We start from the raw sequence: 20,916 nt of genomic DNA, 5'->3' as shown, positions 1-20,916 counted from the left end.
AAGGACGCCTACCACTCGGTGGAAATCAAGGACGCCAAGGCTGACGACAAGCAGACCGACACCCTGCGCGCCGACATCGTCCGCACCATCGACGACGGCCGGGCCGTGGTCGCCAACATCGCTGGCACCGCCACCGACACCGACGGCAACACCCACTCCTTCGAGGGTGGCCACTACATCAGCGTCGTCGGCTACCGCGACGGCGGGAAGACCGTGACGATCGCCGACTCGGCGAACCCGAACATGGCCTCCTACCGGATCAGCGTGGACAACCTCGCCGACTGGATCGCCACCCGCGGCTACAGCGCCTCCTGACCCAACCCGGTGACAGGAGGAACCACGAAGGGCCGACCCCCACAAGGGGTCGGCCCTTCGTCACACCCACCAGCGGCCGACCCCAACCGAGGGGCCGGCCGTTCGGCGTATCCGGGGTAGGTCAGGCCGGCGCGTCGGCCTCGGCGAGTACGGCGAGGATGTGTTCGCCGTACTTCGCGAGCTTGTTCTCGCCGACGCCGTTGATCCGGGACAGCTCGGTCAGCGAGGCGGGTGCCTCGGTGGCGATCTGGCGCAGGGTCGCGTCGTGGAAGATGACGTACGCGGGCACGCCCTGCTCCTTGGCGGTGGCCGCCCGCCAGGCCCGTAGCCGGTCGAACACCGGGGCCGCGGCGGGGGTGAGGTCGGCGACGACGGTGGCGGCGCCCCGGGGCTTCGTCGACCGGGTGGACACCGGCTTTTCCGGCTCCCGCCGCATGGTGACCGTACGCCGGCGGCCCAGCACCTCGGCGCTCGCCTCGGTCAGGGCGAGGGTGCCGTAGTCGCCCTCGACGGCGAGCAGGCCCTCGGCGAGCAGTTGCCGCACCACGCCCCGCCACTCCGCCTCGCGCAGCTCGGTGCCGATGCCGAAGGTGCTCAGTGAGTCGTGGCCGTGCTGGTCGATCTTGTCGGTGCGCTTGCCGAGCAGGATGTCGATGCTGTGCCCGGCGCCGAACCGCTGGTTGCGTTCCCGGTCCAAACGGTAGACGGTGGAGAGCAGCTTCTGCGCGGCGACCGTGCCGTCCCACGACTCCGGGGGCGCGAGACAGGTGTCGCAGTTGCCGCAGCCGCCCGCGTCGGTCTCGCCGAAGTATTCAAGAAGCTGCGCCCGGCGGCAGCGGACCGTCTCGCAGAGGGCCAGCATCGCGTCCAGGTGGGTGGCGAGGTTGCGCCGGTGCGCCAGGTCGCCCTCCGAGGTCTCGATCATCTTGCGCTGCTGGACGACGTCCTGGAGCCCGTACGCGAGCCAGGCCGTCGACGGCAGGCCGTCCCGCCCGGCGCGGCCGGTCTCCTGGTAGTAGCCCTCGACCGACTTCGGCAGGTCGAGGTGGGCGACGAAGCGTACGTCCGGCTTGTCGATGCCCATGCCGAACGCGATGGTGGCGACCATGACCAGCCCGTCCTCGCGCAGGAAGCGCTGCTGGTTGGCGGCCCGGGTCCGCGCGTCCAGCCCGGCGTGGTACGGCAGCGCCGGGATCCCGTTCGCCACCAGGAACTCGGCCGTCTTCTCCACGGACGCGCGGGACAGGCAGTAGACGATGCCCGCGTCGCCCGGGTGCTCGTCGCGCAGCAGCGTCAGCAGCTGCTTGCGCGGCTCCCGCTTGGGCACGATCCGGTACTGGATGTTGGGCCGGTCGAAGCTGGCCACGAAGTGCCGGGCGTCGGTGAGCTGGAGCCGGGTCGCGATCTCGGTGCGGGTGGCCTTGGTCGCGGTGGCGGTCAGCGCGATCCGCGGCACCCCCGGCCAGCGCTCGTGCAGCATCGACAGGTTGAGGTAGTCGGGGCGGAAGTCGTGCCCCCACTGGGAGACGCAGTGCGCCTCGTCGATGGCGAACAGCGCGATCCGGCCCCGCTCGAGCAGGCCGACCGTGGCGCGGACGGCCAGCGCCTCCGGGGCGAGGTAGAGCAGGTCCAGCTCGCCGGCGAGGAAGGCCGCCTCCACCCGCCGCCGCTCGCCCGGCTCCTGGGTCGAGTTGAGGAAGCCGGCGCGGACGCCGACGGCGGTGAGCGCGTCGACCTGGTCCTGCATGAGCGCGATCAGCGGCGAGACGACCACCGCGACGCCGTCCCGGACCAGCGCGGGGATCTGGTAGCAGAGTGACTTGCCGCCACCGGTCGGCATCAGCACCAGCGCGTCGCCGCCGGCCACCACGTGCTCGACGACCTCCTGCTGGAAGCCCCGGAATGTGTCGTAGCCGAACACCCGACGGAGCACCTGCAGGGCGTCCTCGGTCCGCTGATCGGTGGGGGAGACCATCCGCGCAGTCTACGAGCGTTCCCCGACATCGCCCGGGCCCCGGCGAGCGCGCCGCCGGCGGGGCGGCGCGGACCGGCGGGCCGACCGACCTACGCGCGGACGTCGCGGACCGTGAGCGACCGCTGACGCTGTCGGAAGTACGACGGGTCCGGTCGGGACCGGCGGAAACCAGTGCCAAGACGACGACAAACCGGACAAGGAGGTGTTCCGGTCGTCACCCCGTGGAATCCCCGCCCGGGTCGCAGCCGTTAAAGTCGCTGACTGACCACGCGCGGCCGAACGGCCGCGGCGCCACGGCTTGGGGGGAACAGGTGAGCGAGGCGCGGACGCCGGGTGACCTGGTGCCGACCGATACGGAGACAGCCCTCGGACGGCCGGCACCGGCCGAGGCGGAGACCACCCTGGTGGTGGTGACCGGGCTCTCCGGCGGTGGCCGCAGCACGGTGGCCCGGGCGCTGGAGAACGTGGGCTACTACGTGGTCGACAACCTGCCCCAGGCCCTCATGCTGGACATGGCCGAGCTGGCCTTCAAGGCCGGCGGCGCGGCTCGGCGCACGGCCATGGTGCTGGACGTCCGCTCCCGCGCCTTCTCCACCGACCTGGCCGGGGCGATCCGGGAGCTGCGGGAGCGTGGCTTCCAGCCCCGGGTGGTCTTCGTCGACGCCGACGACGAGGTGCTGATCCGCCGGTTCGAGAGCGTCCGGCGTTCGCACCCGCTGCAGGGTGACGGGCGGCTGGCCGACGGCATCGCCGTCGAGCGCGCCCTGCTGGAGGAGGCCCGGGACCAGGCCGACGTGATCATCGACACCAGCCACCTGAACGTCAACCAGCTGCGTCGCCGGGTCGAGGAGCTGTTCGGCGGGGAGGACTCCCGTCGGCTGCGGATCACCGTGCTCTCCTTCGGCTTCAAGTACGGCCTCCCGCCGGACGCCGACTTCGTGATGGACGCCCGGTTCCTGCCCAACCCGTACTGGGTGCCGGAGCTGCGCGAGCACACCGGGCGCGAGGAGGCGGTCAGCGCGTACGTGCTGGGCCAGGAGGGCGCCGACGCCTTCGTGGCCGGCTACGCCGACCTGGTCAACGCCACCACCGCCGGCTTCGAGCGGGAGGGCAAGCGCTACCTGACCGTCGCCGTGGGCTGCACCGGCGGCAAGCACCGCAGCGTGGCGATCGCCGAGGAGTTGGCCGCCCGGCTGCGCCAGTCCGGCATCGCCGCCCACGCCCAGCACCGGGACCTGGGGCGGGAATGATCCCGACCAGGGTGGTCGCCTTCGGCGGCGGGCACGGGCTCTCGGCGTCCCTGCGGGCGCTGCGGCACTGCGTACCCGAGCTGGACCTGGACATCACCGCGGTGGTCACGGTCGGTGACGACGGCGGCTCCAGCGGTCGGCTGCGGGCCGAGCGCGGCGGGCTGCCGCCGGGCGACCTCCGGCAGGCGCTGGTCGCGCTGGCCGGCGATCACCCGGCCACCCGGCGCAGCGCGGCGTTGTTCCAGCACCGCTTCGCCGTCGCCGACGGCGGCGAGGCGGGCGATTCCCTGGCCGGGCACGCGGTCGGCAACCTGCTGATCAGCGGGTTGACGGAGCTGCTCGGCGACCCGGTGGCCGCGCTCGACCACGCCGGCGCGATGCTCGGCGCGGTCGGCCGGGTGCTGCCGATGACCTGCCAGCCGGTCGACATCGAGGCTCGGGTGCGCGGCGCCGACCCGGGCGAGCCCGACGAGGTATGCACGGTGCGTGGCCAGCACCAGGTGGCGGTCACCTCCGGCCGGGTGGAGTCGCTGCGGCTCACCCCGTCCGCGCCGGCCGCGTGCGCGGAGGCGGTCGCGGCGGTACGCGCGGCCGACTGGCTGATCTTCGGGCCGGGCAGCTGGTACACCAGCGTGCTGCCCCACCTGCTGGTGCCGGAGCTGGCCGACGCGATCGTCTCCAGCCCGGCCCGGCGGCTGGTCACGCTCAACCTGGTGGCGGAAAAGGAAACCCTCGGGCTCTCCCTGGCCGACCATCTGGACACCCTGCGGCGCTATCTGCCCGAGCTGAAGGTGGACATGGTGCTGGCGGACTCCACGGCGGTGGGTGACCCCGGGGCGGTGGCCGGTGCGGCAGAATCGCTGGGTGCCCGGCTGGTCCTCGCCCCCGTCGCCGTCCTGGACGGCACGCCCCGTCATGATCCAGCCGCCCTGGGCGCCGCGCTGGTGCCTGTCCTGGGCGCCGATCGTTAGACACGTACGTAATCACCGGCGACACGCCGGGAACCGGTCGTTGAGGGGGCGCACTTTATGGCGATGACGGCGGCGGTCAAGGACGAGCTGAGTCGGGTCGACGTGCCCAAGCCCTGCTGCCGGCGGGCGGAGATGGCGGCTCTGCTGCGCTTCGCGGGCGGCCTGCACATCGTGTCGGGTCGCGTGGTGGTCGAGGCGGAGTTGGACACCGGCGCGGTTGCCCGGCGGCTGCGGCGGGAGATCGCCGAGGTCTACGGCTATCCGAGCGAGATCCACGTGCTCGCCTCCGGCGGGCTGCGCAAGGGCAGCCACTTCATCGTACGGGTGGTCAAGGACGGCGAGGCGCTGGCGCGCCAGACCGGTCTGCTGGACGTCCGGGGCCGCCCGGTGCGCGGCCTGCCGCCGCACGTGGTCGCCGCCAACGTCTGCTGCGCCGTCTCCGCGTGGCGGGGCGCGTTCATGGCCCACGGCTCGCTCACCGAGCCGGGCCGCTCCAGCGCCCTGGAGATCACCTGCCCCGGCCCCGAGTCGGCCCTCGCCCTCGTCGGCGCGGCCCGGCGGATCGGCATCACCGCCAAGAACCGCGAGGTCCGGGGGGTGGACCGGGTGGTGGTCAAGGACGGGGACTCGATCGCCGCGCTGCTCACCCGCATCGGCGCCCACTCCAGCGTGCTGGCCTGGGAGGAGCGGCGGGTGCGCCGGGAGGTCCGGGCCACCGCCAACCGGCTGGCCAACTTCGACGACGCCAACCTGCGCCGCTCGGCCCGGGCCGCGGTGGCCGCCGCCGCGCGGGTCACCCGGGCCCTGGAGATCCTCGCCGACGACGCCCCGCACCACCTCACCTCGGCCGGAAGGCTGCGCCTGGAGCACCGGCAGGCCTCGCTGGAGGAGCTCGGGGCGCTGGCCGACCCGCCGCTGACCAAGGACGCCATCGCCGGCCGGATCCGCCGGCTCCTCGCGCTGGCCGACAAGCGGGCCCGCGACCTGGGCATCCCGGATACGGAAGCGGCCGTCACGCCGGACATGCTCGTGGTCTGATAGGACGGTGAGGCGTCACCCCGCCGGCGGTTTCCGCACCACCCGCCGCAGCGCGACGCCGCACGCTCGGATAAGGTCGCTGCGTACGGCAAGGGGGCCGGCACAGGCACTCCTCGCCGTGCTCACCGCCTCGGGCGGTCAGGTCTCCGAAGACCGCGGCGGGGCGGCCGAGATGAACCGTCAACGGCCGGCTCCAACGGTCGGCGCACACCATTCCGCCGGCCCAGGTCTGACGCCGGCGGACCAGAACGCGAGGAGATGGGACCTGTGACCATCCGGGTTGGCATCAACGGCTTCGGCCGGATCGGCCGCAACTTCTTCCGGGCAGTGCTGGCGTCCGGCGCTGACGTCGAGGTCGTGGCGGTCAACGACCTGACCGACAACGCGACGCTCGCCCACCTTGTCAAGTACGACAGCATCCTGGGCCGCCTTCCGCAGGAGGTGAAGGCCACCGACGACGAGATCAGCGTGGGTGGCCACACCATCAAGGCGTACGCCGAGAAGGACCCGGCCAAGCTGCCGTGGGGCGAGGTCGGCGCCGACGTCGTCATCGAGTCCACCGGGTTCTTCACCGACGCCACCAAGGCCAAGGCGCACATCGACGGCGGGGCCAAGAAGGTCATCATCTCCGCTCCGGCGAAGAACGAGGACGTCACCGTGGTCATGGGCGTCAACCAGGACCAGTACGACCCGGCCAAGCACACCATCATCTCGAACGCCTCCTGCACCACCAACTGCCTCGCCCCGATGGCGAAGGTCCTGCAGGACACGTTCGGCATCCAGCAGGGTCTGATGACCACCATCCACGCGTACACCCAGGACCAGAACCTGCAGGACGCGCCGCACAAGGACCTGCGCCGGGCCCGGGCCGCCGCGCTCAACATCGTGCCGACCTCGACCGGCGCCGCGAAGGCGATCGGCCTGGTCCTGCCGGAGCTCAAGGGCAAGCTGGACGGTTACGCGCTGCGCGTGCCGATCCCGACCGGCTCGACCACCGACCTGACCGTCACGGTCGGCCGGGAGACCACCGTGGACGAGGTCAACGCCGCGATGAAGGCCGCCGCGAACGGCCCGCTCAAGGGCATCCTGGTCTACAACGAGGACCCGATCGTCTCCGCCGACATCGTCACCGACCCGGCGTCGTGCATCTTCGACGCGCCGCTGACCAAGGTGATCGGCAACCAGGTCAAGGTCGTCGGCTGGTACGACAACGAGTGGGGCTACTCGAACCGCCTGGTCGACCTGGTCAAGCTGGTGGGTAGCTCCCTGTGAGTGCGAGGGGTGAGCTGGCGAGCCCCGCAGTCACGAACGGAGGGCTGGCTCTGTGAGCATCCGCAACCTCGACGACCTGCTCGCCGAGGGGGTGTCGGGTCGGCGCGTGCTGGTGCGCGCCGACCTGAACGTCCCGCTCGACAAGCAGACCGGGGAGATCACCGACGACGGCCGGATCCGGGCCGTCCTGCCGACCCTGAGCGCGCTGGTCGAGGCCGGTGCCAAGGTGGTCGTCTGTTCGCACCTGGGCCGCCCGAAGGGCGCGCCGGACCCGCAGTTCAGCCTCCGCCCGGTGGCCGGGCGGCTGGGTGAGCTGCTCGGTGCGCCGGTCCACTTCGCCGAGGACACCGTGGGCGACTCGGCCCGCGCCTGCGTGGACGGGCTCGCCGACGGCCAGGTCGCCCTGCTGGAGAACCTCCGCTTCAACAAGGGGGAGACCAGCAAGGACGACGCCGAGCGGGGTGCGTTCGCCGAACAGCTCGCCGCCCTCGGCGACGCGTACGTCGACGACGCCTTCGGCGCGGTGCACCGCAAGCACGCCAGCGTCTACGACGTGCCGGCCCGGCTGCCGCATTTCGCCGGCCGGCTGGTGCTGCGCGAGGTGGAGGTGCTCAGCAAGCTGACCGCCGAGCCGGAGCGGCCGTACGTGGTGGTGCTGGGCGGTTCCAAGGTCTCCGACAAGCTCGCGGTGATCGAGGCGCTGCTGCCGAAGGTCGACCGGCTGCTCATCGGCGGCGGGATGTGCTTCACCTTCCTCAAGGCCAGGGGCCTGGAGGTGGGCAGCTCGCTGCTGGAGGAGGAGATGGTCGAGACCTGCCGCAACCTGATGGAGCGCGAGCCGGGCAAGATCATGCTCCCGGTCGACGTGGTGGCCGCGGTCGCCTTCGCCCCGGACGCGGAGCACGACATCGTCCGGGTGGACGGCATCCCGAACAAGCGGGTCGGGCTGGACATCGGCCCGGAGACGGTGGCCGGGTTCGCCGCCGCCCTCAAGCAGGCGCGGACGGTGTTCTGGAACGGCCCGATGGGCGTGTTCGAGATGGCCGCGTTCGCCAACGGGACCCGCGGGGTCGCCGAGGCGATCGCGAAGTCCGGCGCGTTCAGCGTGGTGGGCGGCGGTGACTCCGCGGCGGCGGTGCGGACGCTCGGGCTCGACGAGTCGGCGTTCGATCACATCTCCACCGGCGGCGGCGCCTCCCTGGAGTACCTGGAGGGCCAGACCCTCCCCGGCATCGCGGCCCTGGAGAAGTGATGGCTAGCCCCACCCGCCGGCCGCTGATGGCCGGCAACTGGAAGATGAACCTGAACCACCTCGAGGCCAACCTGCTGGTGCAGAAGCTGGCCGCGAGCCTCACCGAGAAGCAGCTCACCGAGGTCGAGACGGTGGTCCTGCCGCCGTTCACCGACCTGCGCACCGTGCAGACCGCGGTGGACGGCGACAAGCTGCTGATCGGCTACGGCGCGCAGGACCTGTCGCCGTACCAGTCGGGCGCGTACACCGGGGACATCTCCGGGCCGATGCTCGCCAAGCTGGGCTGCACCTACGTGGTGGTCGGCCACTCCGAGCGGCGGCAGTACCACAACGAGGACGACGCGCTGGTCAACGACAAGGTCAACGCCGCCCTGGCCAACGGGCTCACCCCGATCCTGTGCATCGGCGAGGGGCTGGAGGTCCGGGAGCAGCTCCGGCACGTGCCGCACTGCTGCGACCAGCTCGACGGCGCGCTCCGGGGGCTCACCGGGGAGCAGGTCACGAAGGTCGTCGTGGCGTACGAGCCGGTCTGGGCGATCGGCACCGGCAAGACGGCGACCCCGGAGGACGCCCAGGAGGTCTGCGGCGAGGTGCGCAAGCGGCTCGGTGACAGCTTCGACGAGGCCACCGCCCAGCAGGTCCGCATCCTCTACGGCGGCTCGGTCAAGGCGACGAACATCGCCGCGATCATGGCGCAGCCGGACGTGGACGGGGCCCTGGTCGGCGGCGCCAGCCTGGACGCCGAGGAATTCGCGCAGATCTGCCGGTTCCCGGAGCACATCGCTCGCTGATCGCTCGCTATCCTTGACGCTGCCCGTCCGTCGGTCGGTGCCGCCGTGCCCGACTCCGACGGGCAGTGATCGCAACGAGAGGACAGACCCCCGCCATGCCGATCTGGTTCGCCTACACGATGATCGTGTTGCTGGTCATCACGAGCATCCTGCTCACGCTGCTGATCCTCCTGCACCGCGGCAAGGGCGGCGGGCTGTCGAGCATGTTCGGCGGGGGTGTCAGCTCCAGCCTGGCCGGCTCCTCGGTGGCCGAGAAGAACCTCGACCGCTACACCGTTCTGGTGGGGATCATCTGGTTCGCGTGCATCGTCGGGATCGGGCTCTGGCTCCGGCTCCAGTTGAGCAGCGGCGCCTGAGCCAGCGCGTCGAGTCGTACAATCTGCGCGCGGTCCGTCACGGACCGCGCGCAGTTTTGTTTCCGCTGCACCGCGTCGCCCGCCGCCCACCCCGAGCGGCGGTCCCCTCCGACGACAGGAGCCAGCAGCCGTGCCCAGTGACCACGTGATCCGCGGCACCCGGACCGGGTCCGTCCCCGAGCGTTTCGACCAGCGGTACGAGCCGGCCCCGCGCCGGCCGGTCACCTACTGGTGCGGCAACGCCCATGAGGTCCAGTTCCTCATCGCCGCCGAGGCGGAGGCGCCGGAGGCCTGGGACTGTCCCCGCTGCGGCCAGCTCGCCGGCCCGGACCCGGGGAACCCGCCCGGCCGGCCGCGCTCGGAGCCCTACAAGACCCACCTGGCGTACGTGCAGGAGCGGCGCACCCCGGAGCAGGGGGAGGCCCTCCTCGCCGAGGCCCTCGACGCGCTACGCCGCCGCCGCGACGGGGCCTGACCGGGGTCGGCGCGTCGCCCCCAGTGGTCGGGCAGGCCCGTCCTTACACCTCAGCGGAGGCTGCGCAGGCGGGGCGGCACGTCGGCCGCCGCTGCCCGGTCGAGCAGCCAGAGGGTACGGGACACCCCGTGCACCCCGGCCGCGGGAAGCTGCACCGGACCGGCCCCGGCGAGGGCCATGCCCACCGCCCGGGCCTTGTCCGCGCCGGCGGCCACCAGCCAGACCTCCTCGGCCGTGTTGATCGCCGGCAGGGTCAGCGTGATCCGCACCGGCGGCGGCTTCGGGCTGCCGCGTACGGCGCTGACCGGCCGGGTGTCGTGGTGCACGGGGTGCTCCGGGAAGACCGACGCCACGTGCCCGTCCTCGCCCACGCCGAGCATCAGCACGTCGAAGTGGGGGAGCGCGGCGGTGCCGGGCCGGGCCGCCCGGGCCAGTTCCTGCGCGTAACCGGCGGCGGCCGCCTCCGGGTCGTTGCCGGCCGGCCCGTCGGAGGGCGGCATCGGATGGATCCGCGCCGGATCCAGCGGCACCACGTCCAGCAGCGCCGACCGGGCCTGCGTCTCGTTGCGCTCGGGGTCACCGGCCGGCAGGAACCGCTCGTCGCCCCACCAGACGTCGACCCGGGACCAGTCGACGGCGTCCCGGGCCGGCAGCTCCGCCACCGCCCGGTAGACCGCCGCGGCGATCCGCCCGCCGGTCAGCACCACCGACGCCTGGCCCCGTTCCGCCTGCGCGTCGAGCAGCTTCACCACCAACCGGGCCGCCACCGCCTGCGCCAGCAGGTCGGCGTCGGCGTGTACGGCGACACTCGCCTCACTCATCCATCGTGCCTTCGTGCTCCGACCGCCCCGCGGCGGTCACCGGTGCTGTCCGAACCGTCGGGCGGCCCGTGCCGCCCGCGGTCCGTTCACTCGTGGGCGGTGGCGCCGGCGTGCGCGGTGATCCCGGCCTCGGCCCGCTGGGCGGTCGCCGGGTCCTTCCACACGTGCACCCGCTGGCTCGGACGGTCCTCCAGCCCGGAGATGCCGGCGGTGGCGCCGAGCGCCTCCGCGTACACCTGGTCGGCGTCGAGGCGGCGCAGCTCCTCGGCCAGCTCGTCGCCGAGCGGGCGGCGGACCAGCGGCAGCGTCCGGTCCTCCTGGCCGGTACGCCGGAAGGTCGCCATGTTGTCGTCCCGGGTCAGCGTCAGCTGGTCGCCGTTGGCGCAGCGCAGCTGCACCTCCCGCATCCGCGGGAATTCGTCGGTGCGCAGCCAGGCCGGGTCGATGCCGAGCCGTGACCCTAGCCAGCCGCGCATCAGCGCCGCCGTGGGGTCGGACCCGGGCGCCACCACGGCCGCCTCGGTGACCTTGGCCTGGGCGGTGTCGAACGCCCCGGCCACCAGGGTGCGCCACGGGGTGATCCGGGTCCAGGCCAGGTCGGTGTCGCCGGGGGCGTAGTCCACGGCGCGCTGCCGCAGCGCGGCGACCGGGTCGGCGGCCTGCGCCGCGTCGGTGATCCGCCGGTCGGCCACCACACCGAGGTAGTCGGTGGCGATCTCCTCCGGCGGCTCGCCGTGCCACCAGGTCACCACCGGTACGTCCGGCACCAGCAGCGGCAGCACCACCGACTCGGCGTGCAGCGCGAGCCGGCCGTACATCCGCATCACCACCGCCTCGCACGGGCCGAGCCGGCCGCCGACGACGATCTCCGCGTCCAGGCGGTTGCGGTCCCGCTCGACGTCGGAGCGGACCACCACGAGCAGCCGGCACGGGTGGGCGGCGGCCGCTATGGTCGCCGCCGCCTCCGCCTCCCGGACCCGCTTCTCGTCCACCACCACGATCAGGCTCAGCGCCATGCCGCTGGCCACTCCGCCCGCGCTGCGCCGCTCGGCGGCGAGCGCCTTGACCACCTCGTTGCCGGTGGTGTCCCACAGCCCGATCAACGGATCCTCCCGGTCTGCTCGGTCATGCCCGCCGCCAGGATCGGCCGTCGCGGGCCAGCATCTCGTCCGCCGCCCGCGGCCCCCACTCGCCGGCCCGGTACGCCTCGGGCTTGGTGTCCGCCCAGGCGCGCTCCATCGGGTCGATCACCTGCCAGCTCTGCTCCACCTCGGCGGCGTCCGGGAACAGCGTCCGGTCGCCGATCAGCACGTCCAGTACCAGCCGCTCGTACGCCTCGGGGCTGGACTCGGTGAACGCCTCGCCGTACTGGAAGTCCATCGCGATGTCCCGGACCTCCATGGCGGTGCCCGGTACCTTCGAGCCGAACTTCAGCACCACGCCCTCGTCCGGCTGGACCCGGATGACGAGCTGGTTGCTGCCGAGCGACTCCACGTCCGCCGGGTTGAACGGCAGGTGCGGCGCCTTCTTGAAGATGATGGCCACCTCGGTGACCCGCCGGGGCAGTCGCTTGCCGGCCCGGATGTAGAACGGCACCCCCGCCCACCGCCGGTTCTGGATGCCGAGCTTCACCGCCACGTACGTCTCGGTGGTGGAGTCCGGCGGGACGCCCTTCTCCTCCAGGTAGCCGAGGGCGCGTTCGCCGCCCACCCAGCCGGGCAGGTACTGGCCGCGGACGGTGTCCCGGGCCACGTCCTTCGGCACCGTGATGGCCTTGAGCACCTTCAGCTTCTCGGTCCGGATCTCGTCGGCGTCGAAGCTGGTCGGCTCCTCCATGGCCACCAGGGCGAGGAGCTGGAGCAGGTGGTTCTGCAACACGTCCCGGGCCGCCCCGGCCGAGTCGTAGAACCCGGCCCGGGTGCCGATGCCGACGTCCTCGGCCATGGTGATCTGCACCGAGTCGACGTACTTCGAGTTCCACAGGGGCTCGAAGAGGTTGTTGGCGAATCGCAGGGCGAGGATGTTCTGGACCGTCTCCTTGCCCAGGTAGTGGTCGATCCGGAAGACGTCCTGGCGGGTGAATACGTCGTCGACCAGGTCGTTGAGCGCCTTCGCCGAGGGCAGGTCGTGGCCGAACGGCTTCTCCACCACCACCCGCCGCCAGCCGCCCGACTTGGCGTTGTCCGCCATGCCGGTACGGGCGAGCTGCTTGAGCACCACGGGGAAGGCCGCCGGGGGGATGGAGAAGTAGAAGGCGGCGTTGCCGGGGATGCCGTGCGAGTCGCGCAGCTCGTCCATGGTGTCGGCGAGCTGGTCGAACGCGGTGTCGTCGTCGAACGAGCCGCCGACGAACTTGATGTGCCCGGCCAGCCGCGCCCACACCTCCTCCCGCCACGGGGTGCGGGCGTGCTTCTTCGCCGCCTCGTAGGCCAGCGACTCGAAGTCGCCGTCGCCCCAGTCGCGCCGGGCGAAGCCCAGGACCACGAAACCGGGCGGCAGCAGCCCCCGGTTGGCCAGGTCGTAGACCGCCGGCAACAGCTTCTTGCGGGCCAGGTCACCGGTCACCCCGAAGATCACCAGAGCGCATGGCTCCGGGATCCTCGGCAGCCGCCGGTCCTGAGGGTCGCGCAGCGGGTTCATGCCGCCTCCTCGCTCCGCTGATGTCACATCATCCATCGTCACGTCCGTGTCCGTCCGGCCGCATCCAGTAGCTGGGCGATGCCCGTCGCCCGCTCGGTCAGGTGCAGTCGCAGCACCGGCCGCCCCCGGTTGGCCAGGGCCTGCCGGTCGCCGGCGGCCTGGGCCGCCTGAAGCTCCCCGAAGGTGTACGGGCGGCCGGGCACCGGTAGGTCGTCGATGACCGCGCCGGTCACCTGAAGGTAGCTCCCGACCGGCCGGCCGCCCTTGTGGTACTGCCCGGTGGAGTGCAGGTAGCGCGGGCCCCACCCGAAGGTCACCGGGCGGCGGGTCGCCCGGGCCAGCACGGGTCGCAGCCCGGCCGCCGCCGCGTCACCGCGCCGGTCCAGGTACGCCGTCACCGCCAGGTACCCGTCCTCGCCCAGCCCGTCGAGCAGTCGGCGCAGCATCGCGGCCAGGTCGGCCGGCGCGCCGGGCGGGGCGTACACCTCGATGGAGCCCTCGGTGAACGACGGCGCCTCCGCCGGCGGTCCGGCGGCGAGCAGGCGCGCGGTGTGTTCCTTGCTCTCGGCGACGTCGGGCTGGTCGAACGGGTCGACCCCCAGCACCTCCCCGGCGATCGCGGTGGCGTACTCCCAGGTCAGGAACTGGGCGCCGAGGGGGCCGTTGACCGCCACGTCCGCGCTGCCGGCGCCGGGCGCCACCCCGGGGCTGAGCGCGCCGCCGTAGCTGACGGTGAGCACGTCCGGGCCGGTGGCGCCGGGGGCGTCCGGGGCCTCCACCACCACCGGCAGCAGGCCCACGCCCGCCTTGCCGGTCGACTCGGCGAGCAGTTGTTCGACCCAGTCACCCAGCCCGTCGACGCCGGTGCCGTCGGAGGTCAGGGCGATCACGTCCCGGCCGGTGGTGGCTGCCGCGCCGAGGGCGGCGCCGAGGGCCAGCCCGGGGTTGTCCCGGTCCCGGCCCAGCGACCCGGCGAGCGCGTCGGCGTCGTCGAGCAGGTCGGCCACCGGTACCCCGGCCAGCGCCGAGGGGACCAGCCCGAACGCGGTGAGCGCCGAGTATCGCCCGCCCACCTCGGGGTCGGCGGGGATGGTGACCAGCCCCGCCTCCGCCGCGGTCGCCGCCAGCGGCGAACCCGGGTCGGTGACCACCACGAAGTGCCGCGCCGCCTCCGCCTCGGTCATCCCGGCGTCGAGGAACGCCTGCCAGTACGCCCGTCGGTGGCTGTCGGTCTCGACGGTCGTGCCGGACTTGCTGGAGATCACCACCACGGTCCGCTCCAGCCGGTCGGCCAGGGCCGCCCGGACCTGGCCGGGGTCGGTGGTGTCCAGCACGGTGAGCGGCCGGCCGAGGGTACGGGCGATCACCTCGGGGGCGAGCGACGAGCCGCCCATCCCGGCGAGCACCACGTGGTCGAGGTCGGCCAGTTCGTCGGTCAGCTCGGCGAGCTGGGGGAGGAGCTCCCGGCTGCGGTGGTGGGTGTCCAGCCAGCCGAGCCGGACCCGCGCCGTCGCCTCCGCGTCGGGGCCCCACAGGGTCGGGTCCTTCGCGGCGAGCCGGGCGGGGACGTCCCGGGCGACCAGGGCCGCGCGCACCGACGCCGGCGCGGACCGGTCGACCGGGTCCGCGCCGTGTACGGCCAGCCCGGCGGCGATGTCCGCCGGGCTGGCCAGCAGGTCACTCACGGCGGGCGCCGTTCGTCACGCGTTGCCCCCGGCCCGCTCGGCCGCCGTCGCGCTGCCCTTGGCGGCCTTGCCCGGATGCCCGGTGCCCTTGGCCGCCTCGGTGAGGGACTTCTTCACCCCGTCGAGCAGTTCCACCCAGCTCGCCTCGAACTTCTCCACGCCCTCCCGCTCGAGGACGGCGACCACGTCGGCCATGTCCACGCCGACCGCCTGCAGGTCGGCGAAGACCTTGCGGGCGTCGTCGTAGCAGCCGGTGACGGTGTCGCCGCCCCGGAGTTCGCCGTGGTCGGCGAAGGCGTGGATGGTCGGCTCCGGCATGGTGTTCACCGTGCCGGGGGCGATCAGCTCCTCGACGTACATGACGTCCCGGTAGTCCGGGTTCTTCGTCGAGGTGGACGCCCAGAGGGGGCGCTGCGGGTGGGCGCCGGCGTCGGCGAGGGCCTGCCACCGGTCGGAGGCGAAGACCTCGCAGTACCGCTCGTACGCGAGCCGGGCGTTGGCGATGGCGGCCTTGCCGCGCAGCGCCTTGGCCTCGGCAGAGCCGATCTTCTCCAGCCGCTTGTCCACCTCGCTGTCGACCCGGGAGACGAAGAACGACGCGACCGAGCCGATCCGGGACAGGTCGTGCCCGTTCGCCTTCGCCTGCTCCAGGCCGGCCAGGAACGCCTCCATCACCTGCGAGTACCGGTCCAGGCCGAAGATCAGGGTCACGTTGACGCTGATCCCCTGGGCCAGGGTCGCGGTGATCGCCGGCAGCCCCGCCTCGGTGGCCGGGATCTTGATGAAGAGGTTGGGCCGGTCGATCAGCCACCACAGCGCCCCGGCCTCGGCGACGGTCTTCTCCGTCTCGTGGGCCAGCCGCGGGTCCACCTCGATGGAGACCCGGCCGTCCACGCCCGCGCTGGCGTCGTACGCCGGGCGCATCACGTCGCAGGCCCACCGCACGTCGTACGTGGTGAGCATGCGGACCGCCTCTTCGACGTCCACGCCACGGATGGCCAGGTCCTTCAGCTGCCAGTTGTACTCGTCCGCGGCGCTCAGCGCCTTGGCGAAGATGGTCGGGTTGGATGTCACCCCGACCAGGTGCTTCTCCCGGCGGAGCTGGTCCAGCCCGCCGGAGCTCAGTCGTACCCGGGAAAGATCGTCGAGCCAGATCGCCACACCCGCGGCGCTCAGCTCGCCCAGCCGGTCCGTCATGCCGTCCACGCTCCCCTCAGTTGCCGGTCGGGTTACCGGTGATGTCGCCCACCCGGGTCATTGCCGCGTGCGCGGCGGCCACGATCCGGTCGGGGGTGAACCCGAACTGTTCGAACAGCACGGTGTGCGGGGCGCTCGCCCCGTAGTGCTCCAGGCTCACGCTCTCGCCGCAGTCGCCGACGATCGCCCGCCAGGACATGGCGATACCCGCCTCCACGCTCACCCGTGCCTTTACCCCGCGTGGCAGGACCGACTCCCGGTACGCCTCGTCCTGCGCGAAGAACCACTCCTGGCAGGGCATGGAGACGACCCGGGTGGGGGTGCCGTCGGCCTCCAGCCGCTCCCGGGCGGTCAGGCAGAGCTGCACCTCGGACCCGGTGCCGACGAGGATCACCTGCGGCCTGCCGGTCGAGGCTTCGGCCAGCACGTAACCGCCCTTGGCCGCGCCGTCGGCGCCGGCCAGTTCGGTGCGGTCGAAGGTCGGCAGCGGCTGCCGGCTGAGCGCCAGCGCGGTCGGTCGGTCGGTGTGCTCCAGCGCCTGCCGCCACGCCCACGCGGTCTCGTTGGCGTCGGCCGGGCGGACCACGTCCAGGCCGGGGATGGCGCGCAGCGCGGTCAGGTGCTCCACCGGCTGGTGGGTCGGGCCGTCCTCGCCGAGGCCGATCGAGTCGTGCGTCCAGACGTAGACCACGGGCAGCTTCATCAACGCGGCGAGCCGCACCGAGGGGCGCATGTAGTCGCTGAACACCAGGAACGTGCCGCCGTACGGGCGGGTGCCGCCGTGCAGGGCGATGCCGTTGAGGATGGCGCCCATGCCGTGCTCGCGGATGCCGAAGTGCAGGGTGCGGCCGTACTCGTGGCCCGGGAAGTCCTTCGTCGCGTGCACCGCGGGGATGAAGGACGGCTCGCCCTTCATGGTGGTGTTGTTGCTCTCGGCCAGGTCGGCCGAGCCGCCCCAGAGCTCCGGCAGGACCGGGGCGAGGGCCTCCAGGACCTTGCCGGAGGCGGCCCGGGTGGCGATGCCCTTGGCGTCGGCCGGGAAGGTGGGCAGCGCGTCGGCCCAGCCCTGGGGGAGCTGCCGGGCGGCCAGCCGGTCCCAGAGCGCCTTGCGTTCCGGGTTCGCCTTCGCCCAGCCTTCGAACGCCGTGGTCCACTCGGCCTGCGCCGCGGCGCCCCGCGCCATCACCTGGCGGGCGTGGTCCAGCACGTCCTCGTCGACCTGGAAGGTCCGCTGCGGGTCGAAGCCCAGGATCTCCTTGGTGGCCTTTACCTCGTCGGCGCCGAGAGCCGAACCGTGGATCTTGCCGGTGTTCTTCTTGTTGGGCGCGGGCCAGCCGATGATGGTGCGCAGCGCGATGAAGGAGGGGCGGGTGGTCTCCGCCTTGGCGGCCAGCAGCGCCTGGTGGAGCGCCGGCACGTCCTCGTGGTAGTCGCCCTGGTCGGCGTCTCCGCGGCGCCAGTCGACCGTCTGCACGTGCCAGCCGTACGCCTCGTAGCGGGCCGCCACGTCCTCGCTCTTGGCGATGCGGGTGTCGTCCTCGATCGAGATCTCGTTGTCGTCGTAGATCACGCAGAGGTTGCCGAGCTGCTGGTGGCCGGCGAGCGCGCTGGCCTCGTGGGTGATGCCCTCCTCGATGTCACCGTCGGAGGCGATGCACCAGATGTCGTGGTCGAAGGGGGAGTCACCGGCCTCCGACTCGGGGTCGAACAGGCCCCGCTCGCGGCGCGCCGCCATCGCCATGCCGACGGCGTTGCCGAGGCCTTGGCCGAGCGGGCCGGTGGTGGTCTCCACGCCCGGGGTGTGCCCGTGCTCGGGGTGACCCGGGGTGAGCGAGCCCCACTGGCGCAGCGCCTTGAGGTCGTCCAGGGCCAGCGGATAGCCGGAGAGGAAGAGCTGGATGTAGAGCGTCAGGCTGGAGTGCCCGGCGGAGAGGACGAACCGGTCCCGGCCGGGCCAGTTCGGGTCGGCCGGGTTGTGCCGCATGACCCGGTTGAAGAGCAGGTACGCCGCCGGGGCGAGGCTCATCGCCGTGCCCGGGTGGCCGTTGCCGGATTTCTCCACGGCGTCCATGGCCAGCACGCGGACCGTGTCGACGGCCCTGCGGTCGAGGTCGGACCAGTTGAGAGCGGGAAGCTCGGGTCGGTTGGCAGCCACGTTGGTTGTGCTCCTCGGCAGATGGGCGGAACCCTCGGTGATGACCCTATCGAGCGGTCCTAAACGTACGCCCGGGGATCTCTGCATGCTCTTCTGTGCTCCTCCGACCGGATCGGTCGTGCACCGCGGACTGTGACGGCCCGCACCGTTGTCGGGTCTCCGGGGCAGCCAAAACGACGACGCGTAGTCTGTGGGTCGGTGTGTGGACCCGACGGGTCCGGGCCGACCGACCTCCCCCGCCAAAAGCCGGAAGGTGGCAATCCGTGAGCATGGTCACCGAGCGCCCCGTCAGCGACTCTGCCGGGCAGCCGCCGGTGCGCACGGTGACGGAGGCGGCGGCGAGCGGTCGGCGGGACGTGCGGGCCGTGCTCGCCGCGTACGTCGCCCTGACCAAGCCGCGGATCGTCGAGCTGCTGCTGGTCACCACCGTGCCGGCGATGATGCTCGCGGACGGGGGGATGCCCTCGCTCTGGCTGGTGGCCGTGGTGCTGGTCGGTGGCTCGCTCGCCGCCGGCGCGGCCAGCGTGCTCAACTGCTACATCGACCGGGACATCGACCAGTTGATGCGGCGTACCAAGCGCCGGCCGCTGCCCGCGCACACGGTGTCGCCGCGCAGCGCGCTGATCTTCGGCCTGGTGCTCGGCGTGATCTCGGTCGCGCTGATGGCCGCGTTCACCAACTGGCTGGCGGCCGGGCTGACCCTGGCCGCGATCGCCTACTACGACCTGGTCTACACGCTCTGGCTCAAGCGGACCACGGCGGCCAACACGTTCTGGGGTGGCGCCTGCGGGGCCGCGCCGGTGCTGATCGGCTGGGCCGCGGTCACCGGGTCGCTGGCGCCCGCCGCGTGGGGGCTGTTCGCGGTGGTCTTCTTCTGGCAGATGCCGCACTTCTACGCGCTGGCGATCAAGTACAAGGCCGACTACGCCCGGGCCGGCATCCCGATGCTGCCGGTGGTGGCCTCGGTCCGCCGGGTGAACGCGGAGATCCTGATCTTCTCCTGGCTGACCCTGCTGTCCTCGCTGGCGGTCTGGCCGCTCGGGATGAGCCCGATCTACGGGGTGACCGCGCTGGTCGTCGGTGGCGTCTTCGTGGTCGAGGCGCACAAGCTGTGCCGCCGCGGGGCGCGGGGCGAGGCGGTCAAGCCGATGCGGCTGTTCCACTGGTCCACCACCTACCTGACCGTCCTCTTCGCCGCCGTCGCGCTCGACGCCCTGCTCTGACCCGTCCGCGAGGACATGCGTCGGATTTTTTCCAGAATTTTTTTTCGGGTTCGACGGGGCCTGCCCAACCGGGACAGACCAGGGCGATTTCGCCTGCCGGCTTCGTCCTGCCTTATCCGACATGTCCGGGCGAATTACCTGTGGTCTTCCTTAAACCCGTAGGTAATTGGCATCACAATTGGTTCATCGTTCTCGCACATGTGGGTGGAAGTCTGCTTAGGCTTCGCGTCATGGCAGATGGTTCCGATACGACGCTGACGGCTGAACAGACCGCCGAGCAGGCCCCCAACGGCCTGGTCGCGGGCATCAGGTCGTTCGCCGCCGGGCACGGCGGGGCGAAGGCGGTCATCGAGTACGTCGGCAAGCGTGGCGCGCGGATCGTCCTCGTGGGTGAGGACGGGGCGTGGGCCGACCAGTTCGCCGACGGCACCGACGTAGCGCGGCAGGCCTGCGCCAAGGCCGGGGTCGCCGTCGAGAACGCCTGGGAGCGTGAACTGATGGACCAGATGCGTCCGAGCAACGACCTCTGGCGGTCGATGGCCCGGCGCACGATGGCCCGTTGACAAATAGATGACCCACCACCACCAGTCGACCCGGGGGGAACCCCGGGTCGCTCTCGTCACCTGCACCGCACTCACCGACCTCGACCCGGACGACCGGCTCGTGCTCGGCCCGCTGGCCGCACGCGGCATCACCGCCGAGGCGGTGGTCTGGGACGACCCGACCGTCGACTGGTCGGCGTACGACCTGGTCGTGCTCCGCTCGCCGTGGGACTACGCGCTGCGCCGCGACGAGTTCGTCGCCTGGGCGCAGACCGTCCCGCGCCTGGTCAATCCGGCCGACGTGGTCGCCTGGAACACCGACAAGCGCTACCTGGCCGAGCTGTCCGCCGCCGGCGTGCCGACCGTGCCGACCACCTGGGTCGAGCCCGGGCGGGACTGGACGCCGTCCGCCGACACCGGCGAGTACGTGATCAAGCCGGCGGTCAGCGCCGGCAGCCAGGACACCGGCCGGTACGACCTGGCCGACCCCGAGCACCGGGAACTGGCCGTGGCGCACGTGCGGCGGCTCTCCGACGCCGGCCGGGTCGCCATGGTCCAGCCGTACCTGGACGCGGTGGACACCGCCGGGGAGACCGCGCTGCTCTTCCTGGCCGGGCCGGGCGGCCTGGCGTTCAGCCACGCGATCCGCAAGGGCCCCATGCTGGTCGGCCCGGACCTGGGCGTCGCGGAGCTCTACAAGCGCGAGGAGATCAGGTCGCGGACGGCCACGCCCGAGCAGTTGGCCGTGGCGGAGAAGACCCTCGCCGTGCTGCCCGGCGGCCCCGGACGGCTGCTGTACGCCCGGGTGGACCTCATCCCGGGCCCGGACGGATCGCCCGTCCTGGTCGAGTTGGAGCTCACCGAGCCGAGCCTGTTCATCGGGTACGCCGACGGCGCCCCCGACCGCCTCGCCGAGGCGATCGCCACCCACCTCACCCGCCGCCCCTGACCCGTCCCC

General features: G+C 72.4%; 19 protein-coding genes. 12 read left to right on the top strand and 7 right to left on the bottom strand.

Annotated features, from left to right (window positions below; genetic code table 11):
• Positions 1–315 (top strand): C39 family peptidase (locus tag ACY34I_RS33875; RefSeq protein ID WP_462759243.1); only part of this gene is annotated, 315 nt, incomplete at its 5' end.
• A gap of 121 nt (positions 316–436) precedes the next feature.
• Here the strand turns inward: ACY34I_RS33875 and recQ are convergent.
• Positions 437–2,290 (bottom strand): DNA helicase RecQ, encoded by a 1,854-nt coding sequence (gene recQ, locus ACY34I_RS33870; protein ID WP_462759242.1) that lies wholly within the window; start codon positions 2,288–2,290, stop codon positions 437–439.
• Positions 2,291–2,631: 341 nt separating this feature from the next.
• Between recQ and rapZ the strand changes: the two genes are divergently transcribed.
• The 8 genes from rapZ to ACY34I_RS33830 all read left to right on the top strand — a co-directional run bounded on the left by rapZ (position 2,632) and on the right by ACY34I_RS33830 (position 9,695).
• A complete protein-coding gene (gene rapZ / locus ACY34I_RS33865; RefSeq protein ID WP_148804392.1) occupies positions 2,632–3,540 on the top strand; it encodes an RNase adapter RapZ in 909 nt (302 codons plus the stop codon).
• Entirely contained in the window at positions 3,537–4,511 is a 975-nt protein-coding gene (locus ACY34I_RS33860; protein WP_462759241.1) for a gluconeogenesis factor YvcK family protein, read from the top strand. Before rapZ ends, ACY34I_RS33860 begins: the two co-directional genes overlap by 4 nt.
• Before the next feature lie 57 nt (positions 4,512–4,568).
• A complete protein-coding gene (whiA, locus tag ACY34I_RS33855; RefSeq protein ID WP_148804389.1) occupies positions 4,569–5,549 on the top strand; it encodes a DNA-binding protein WhiA in 981 nt (326 codons plus the stop codon).
• 267 nt (positions 5,550–5,816) lie between these two features.
• Positions 5,817–6,821: a type I glyceraldehyde-3-phosphate dehydrogenase gene (gene gap, locus ACY34I_RS33850; RefSeq protein WP_148804388.1), complete on the top strand. Its 1,005-nt coding sequence runs from the start codon at positions 5,817–5,819 to the stop codon at positions 6,819–6,821.
• Between the two features lie 52 nt (positions 6,822–6,873).
• Entirely contained in the window at positions 6,874–8,073 is a 1,200-nt protein-coding gene (locus tag ACY34I_RS33845) for a phosphoglycerate kinase (RefSeq protein ID WP_462759240.1), read from the top strand.
• Positions 8,073–8,864: a triose-phosphate isomerase gene (tpiA, locus tag ACY34I_RS33840; protein WP_462759239.1), complete on the top strand. Its 792-nt coding sequence runs from the start codon at positions 8,073–8,075 to the stop codon at positions 8,862–8,864. Before ACY34I_RS33845 ends, tpiA begins: the two co-directional genes overlap by 1 nt.
• Positions 8,865–8,959: 95 nt before the next feature.
• The gene (gene secG / locus ACY34I_RS33835) at positions 8,960–9,220 is read left to right on the top strand and encodes a preprotein translocase subunit SecG (protein ID WP_148804385.1); all 261 of its coding nucleotides are present in this window, start codon (positions 8,960–8,962) and stop codon (positions 9,218–9,220) included.
• Between the two features lie 130 nt (positions 9,221–9,350).
• A complete protein-coding gene (locus ACY34I_RS33830; protein ID WP_462759238.1) occupies positions 9,351–9,695 on the top strand; it encodes an RNA polymerase-binding protein RbpA in 345 nt (114 codons plus the stop codon).
• A 50-nt stretch (positions 9,696–9,745) separates the two neighbouring features.
• Here the strand turns inward: ACY34I_RS33830 and pgl are convergent, their stop codons facing one another.
• From pgl to tkt, 6 genes are all read right to left on the bottom strand, one after another.
• Positions 9,746–10,516, bottom strand: a complete 771-nt coding sequence (gene pgl, locus ACY34I_RS33825) for a 6-phosphogluconolactonase (RefSeq protein WP_462759237.1) — start codon at positions 10,514–10,516, stop codon at positions 9,746–9,748.
• 86 nt (positions 10,517–10,602) lie between these two features.
• Positions 10,603–11,619 (bottom strand): glucose-6-phosphate dehydrogenase assembly protein OpcA, encoded by a 1,017-nt coding sequence (locus ACY34I_RS33820; protein WP_462759236.1) that lies wholly within the window; start codon positions 11,617–11,619, stop codon positions 10,603–10,605.
• Positions 11,620–11,641: 22 nt separating this feature from the next.
• A complete protein-coding gene (zwf, locus tag ACY34I_RS33815) occupies positions 11,642–13,156 on the bottom strand; it encodes a glucose-6-phosphate dehydrogenase (protein WP_462759235.1) in 1,515 nt (504 codons plus the stop codon).
• 38 nt (positions 13,157–13,194) lie between these two features.
• Positions 13,195–14,841 (bottom strand): glucose-6-phosphate isomerase, encoded by a 1,647-nt coding sequence (locus ACY34I_RS33810; RefSeq protein ID WP_462759234.1) that lies wholly within the window; start codon positions 14,839–14,841, stop codon positions 13,195–13,197.
• Positions 14,842–14,856: 15 nt separating this feature from the next.
• Positions 14,857–16,038 (bottom strand): transaldolase, encoded by a 1,182-nt coding sequence (gene tal, locus ACY34I_RS33805; protein ID WP_462759233.1) that lies wholly within the window; start codon positions 16,036–16,038, stop codon positions 14,857–14,859.
• 16 nt (positions 16,039–16,054) lie between these two features.
• Positions 16,055–18,193, bottom strand: coding sequence for a transketolase (gene tkt / locus ACY34I_RS33800; protein WP_462759232.1), 2,139 nt, complete (start codon positions 18,191–18,193; stop codon positions 16,055–16,057).
• A gap of 263 nt (positions 18,194–18,456) precedes the next feature.
• Between tkt and ACY34I_RS33795 the strand changes: the two genes are divergently transcribed.
• The 3 genes from ACY34I_RS33795 (at position 18,457) to ACY34I_RS33785 (ending at position 20,907) form a co-directional block, all read left to right on the top strand.
• Positions 18,457–19,416: a heme o synthase gene (locus ACY34I_RS33795; protein ID WP_462759231.1), complete on the top strand. Its 960-nt coding sequence runs from the start codon at positions 18,457–18,459 to the stop codon at positions 19,414–19,416.
• A gap of 230 nt (positions 19,417–19,646) precedes the next feature.
• Positions 19,647–19,979 (top strand): hypothetical protein, encoded by a 333-nt coding sequence (locus ACY34I_RS33790; RefSeq protein WP_148804511.1) that lies wholly within the window; start codon positions 19,647–19,649, stop codon positions 19,977–19,979.
• A gap of 7 nt (positions 19,980–19,986) precedes the next feature.
• Complete coding sequence (locus tag ACY34I_RS33785; protein ID WP_462759230.1) at positions 19,987–20,907, top strand: ATP-grasp domain-containing protein; 921 nt, start codon at positions 19,987–19,989, stop codon at positions 20,905–20,907.
• Positions 20,908–20,916: the final 9 nt, after the last annotated feature.

This window comes from Micromonospora sp. RTBAU3-60 (genome assembly GCF_054963695.1).
This window is presented reverse-complemented; position numbering and strand designations above follow the sequence as displayed.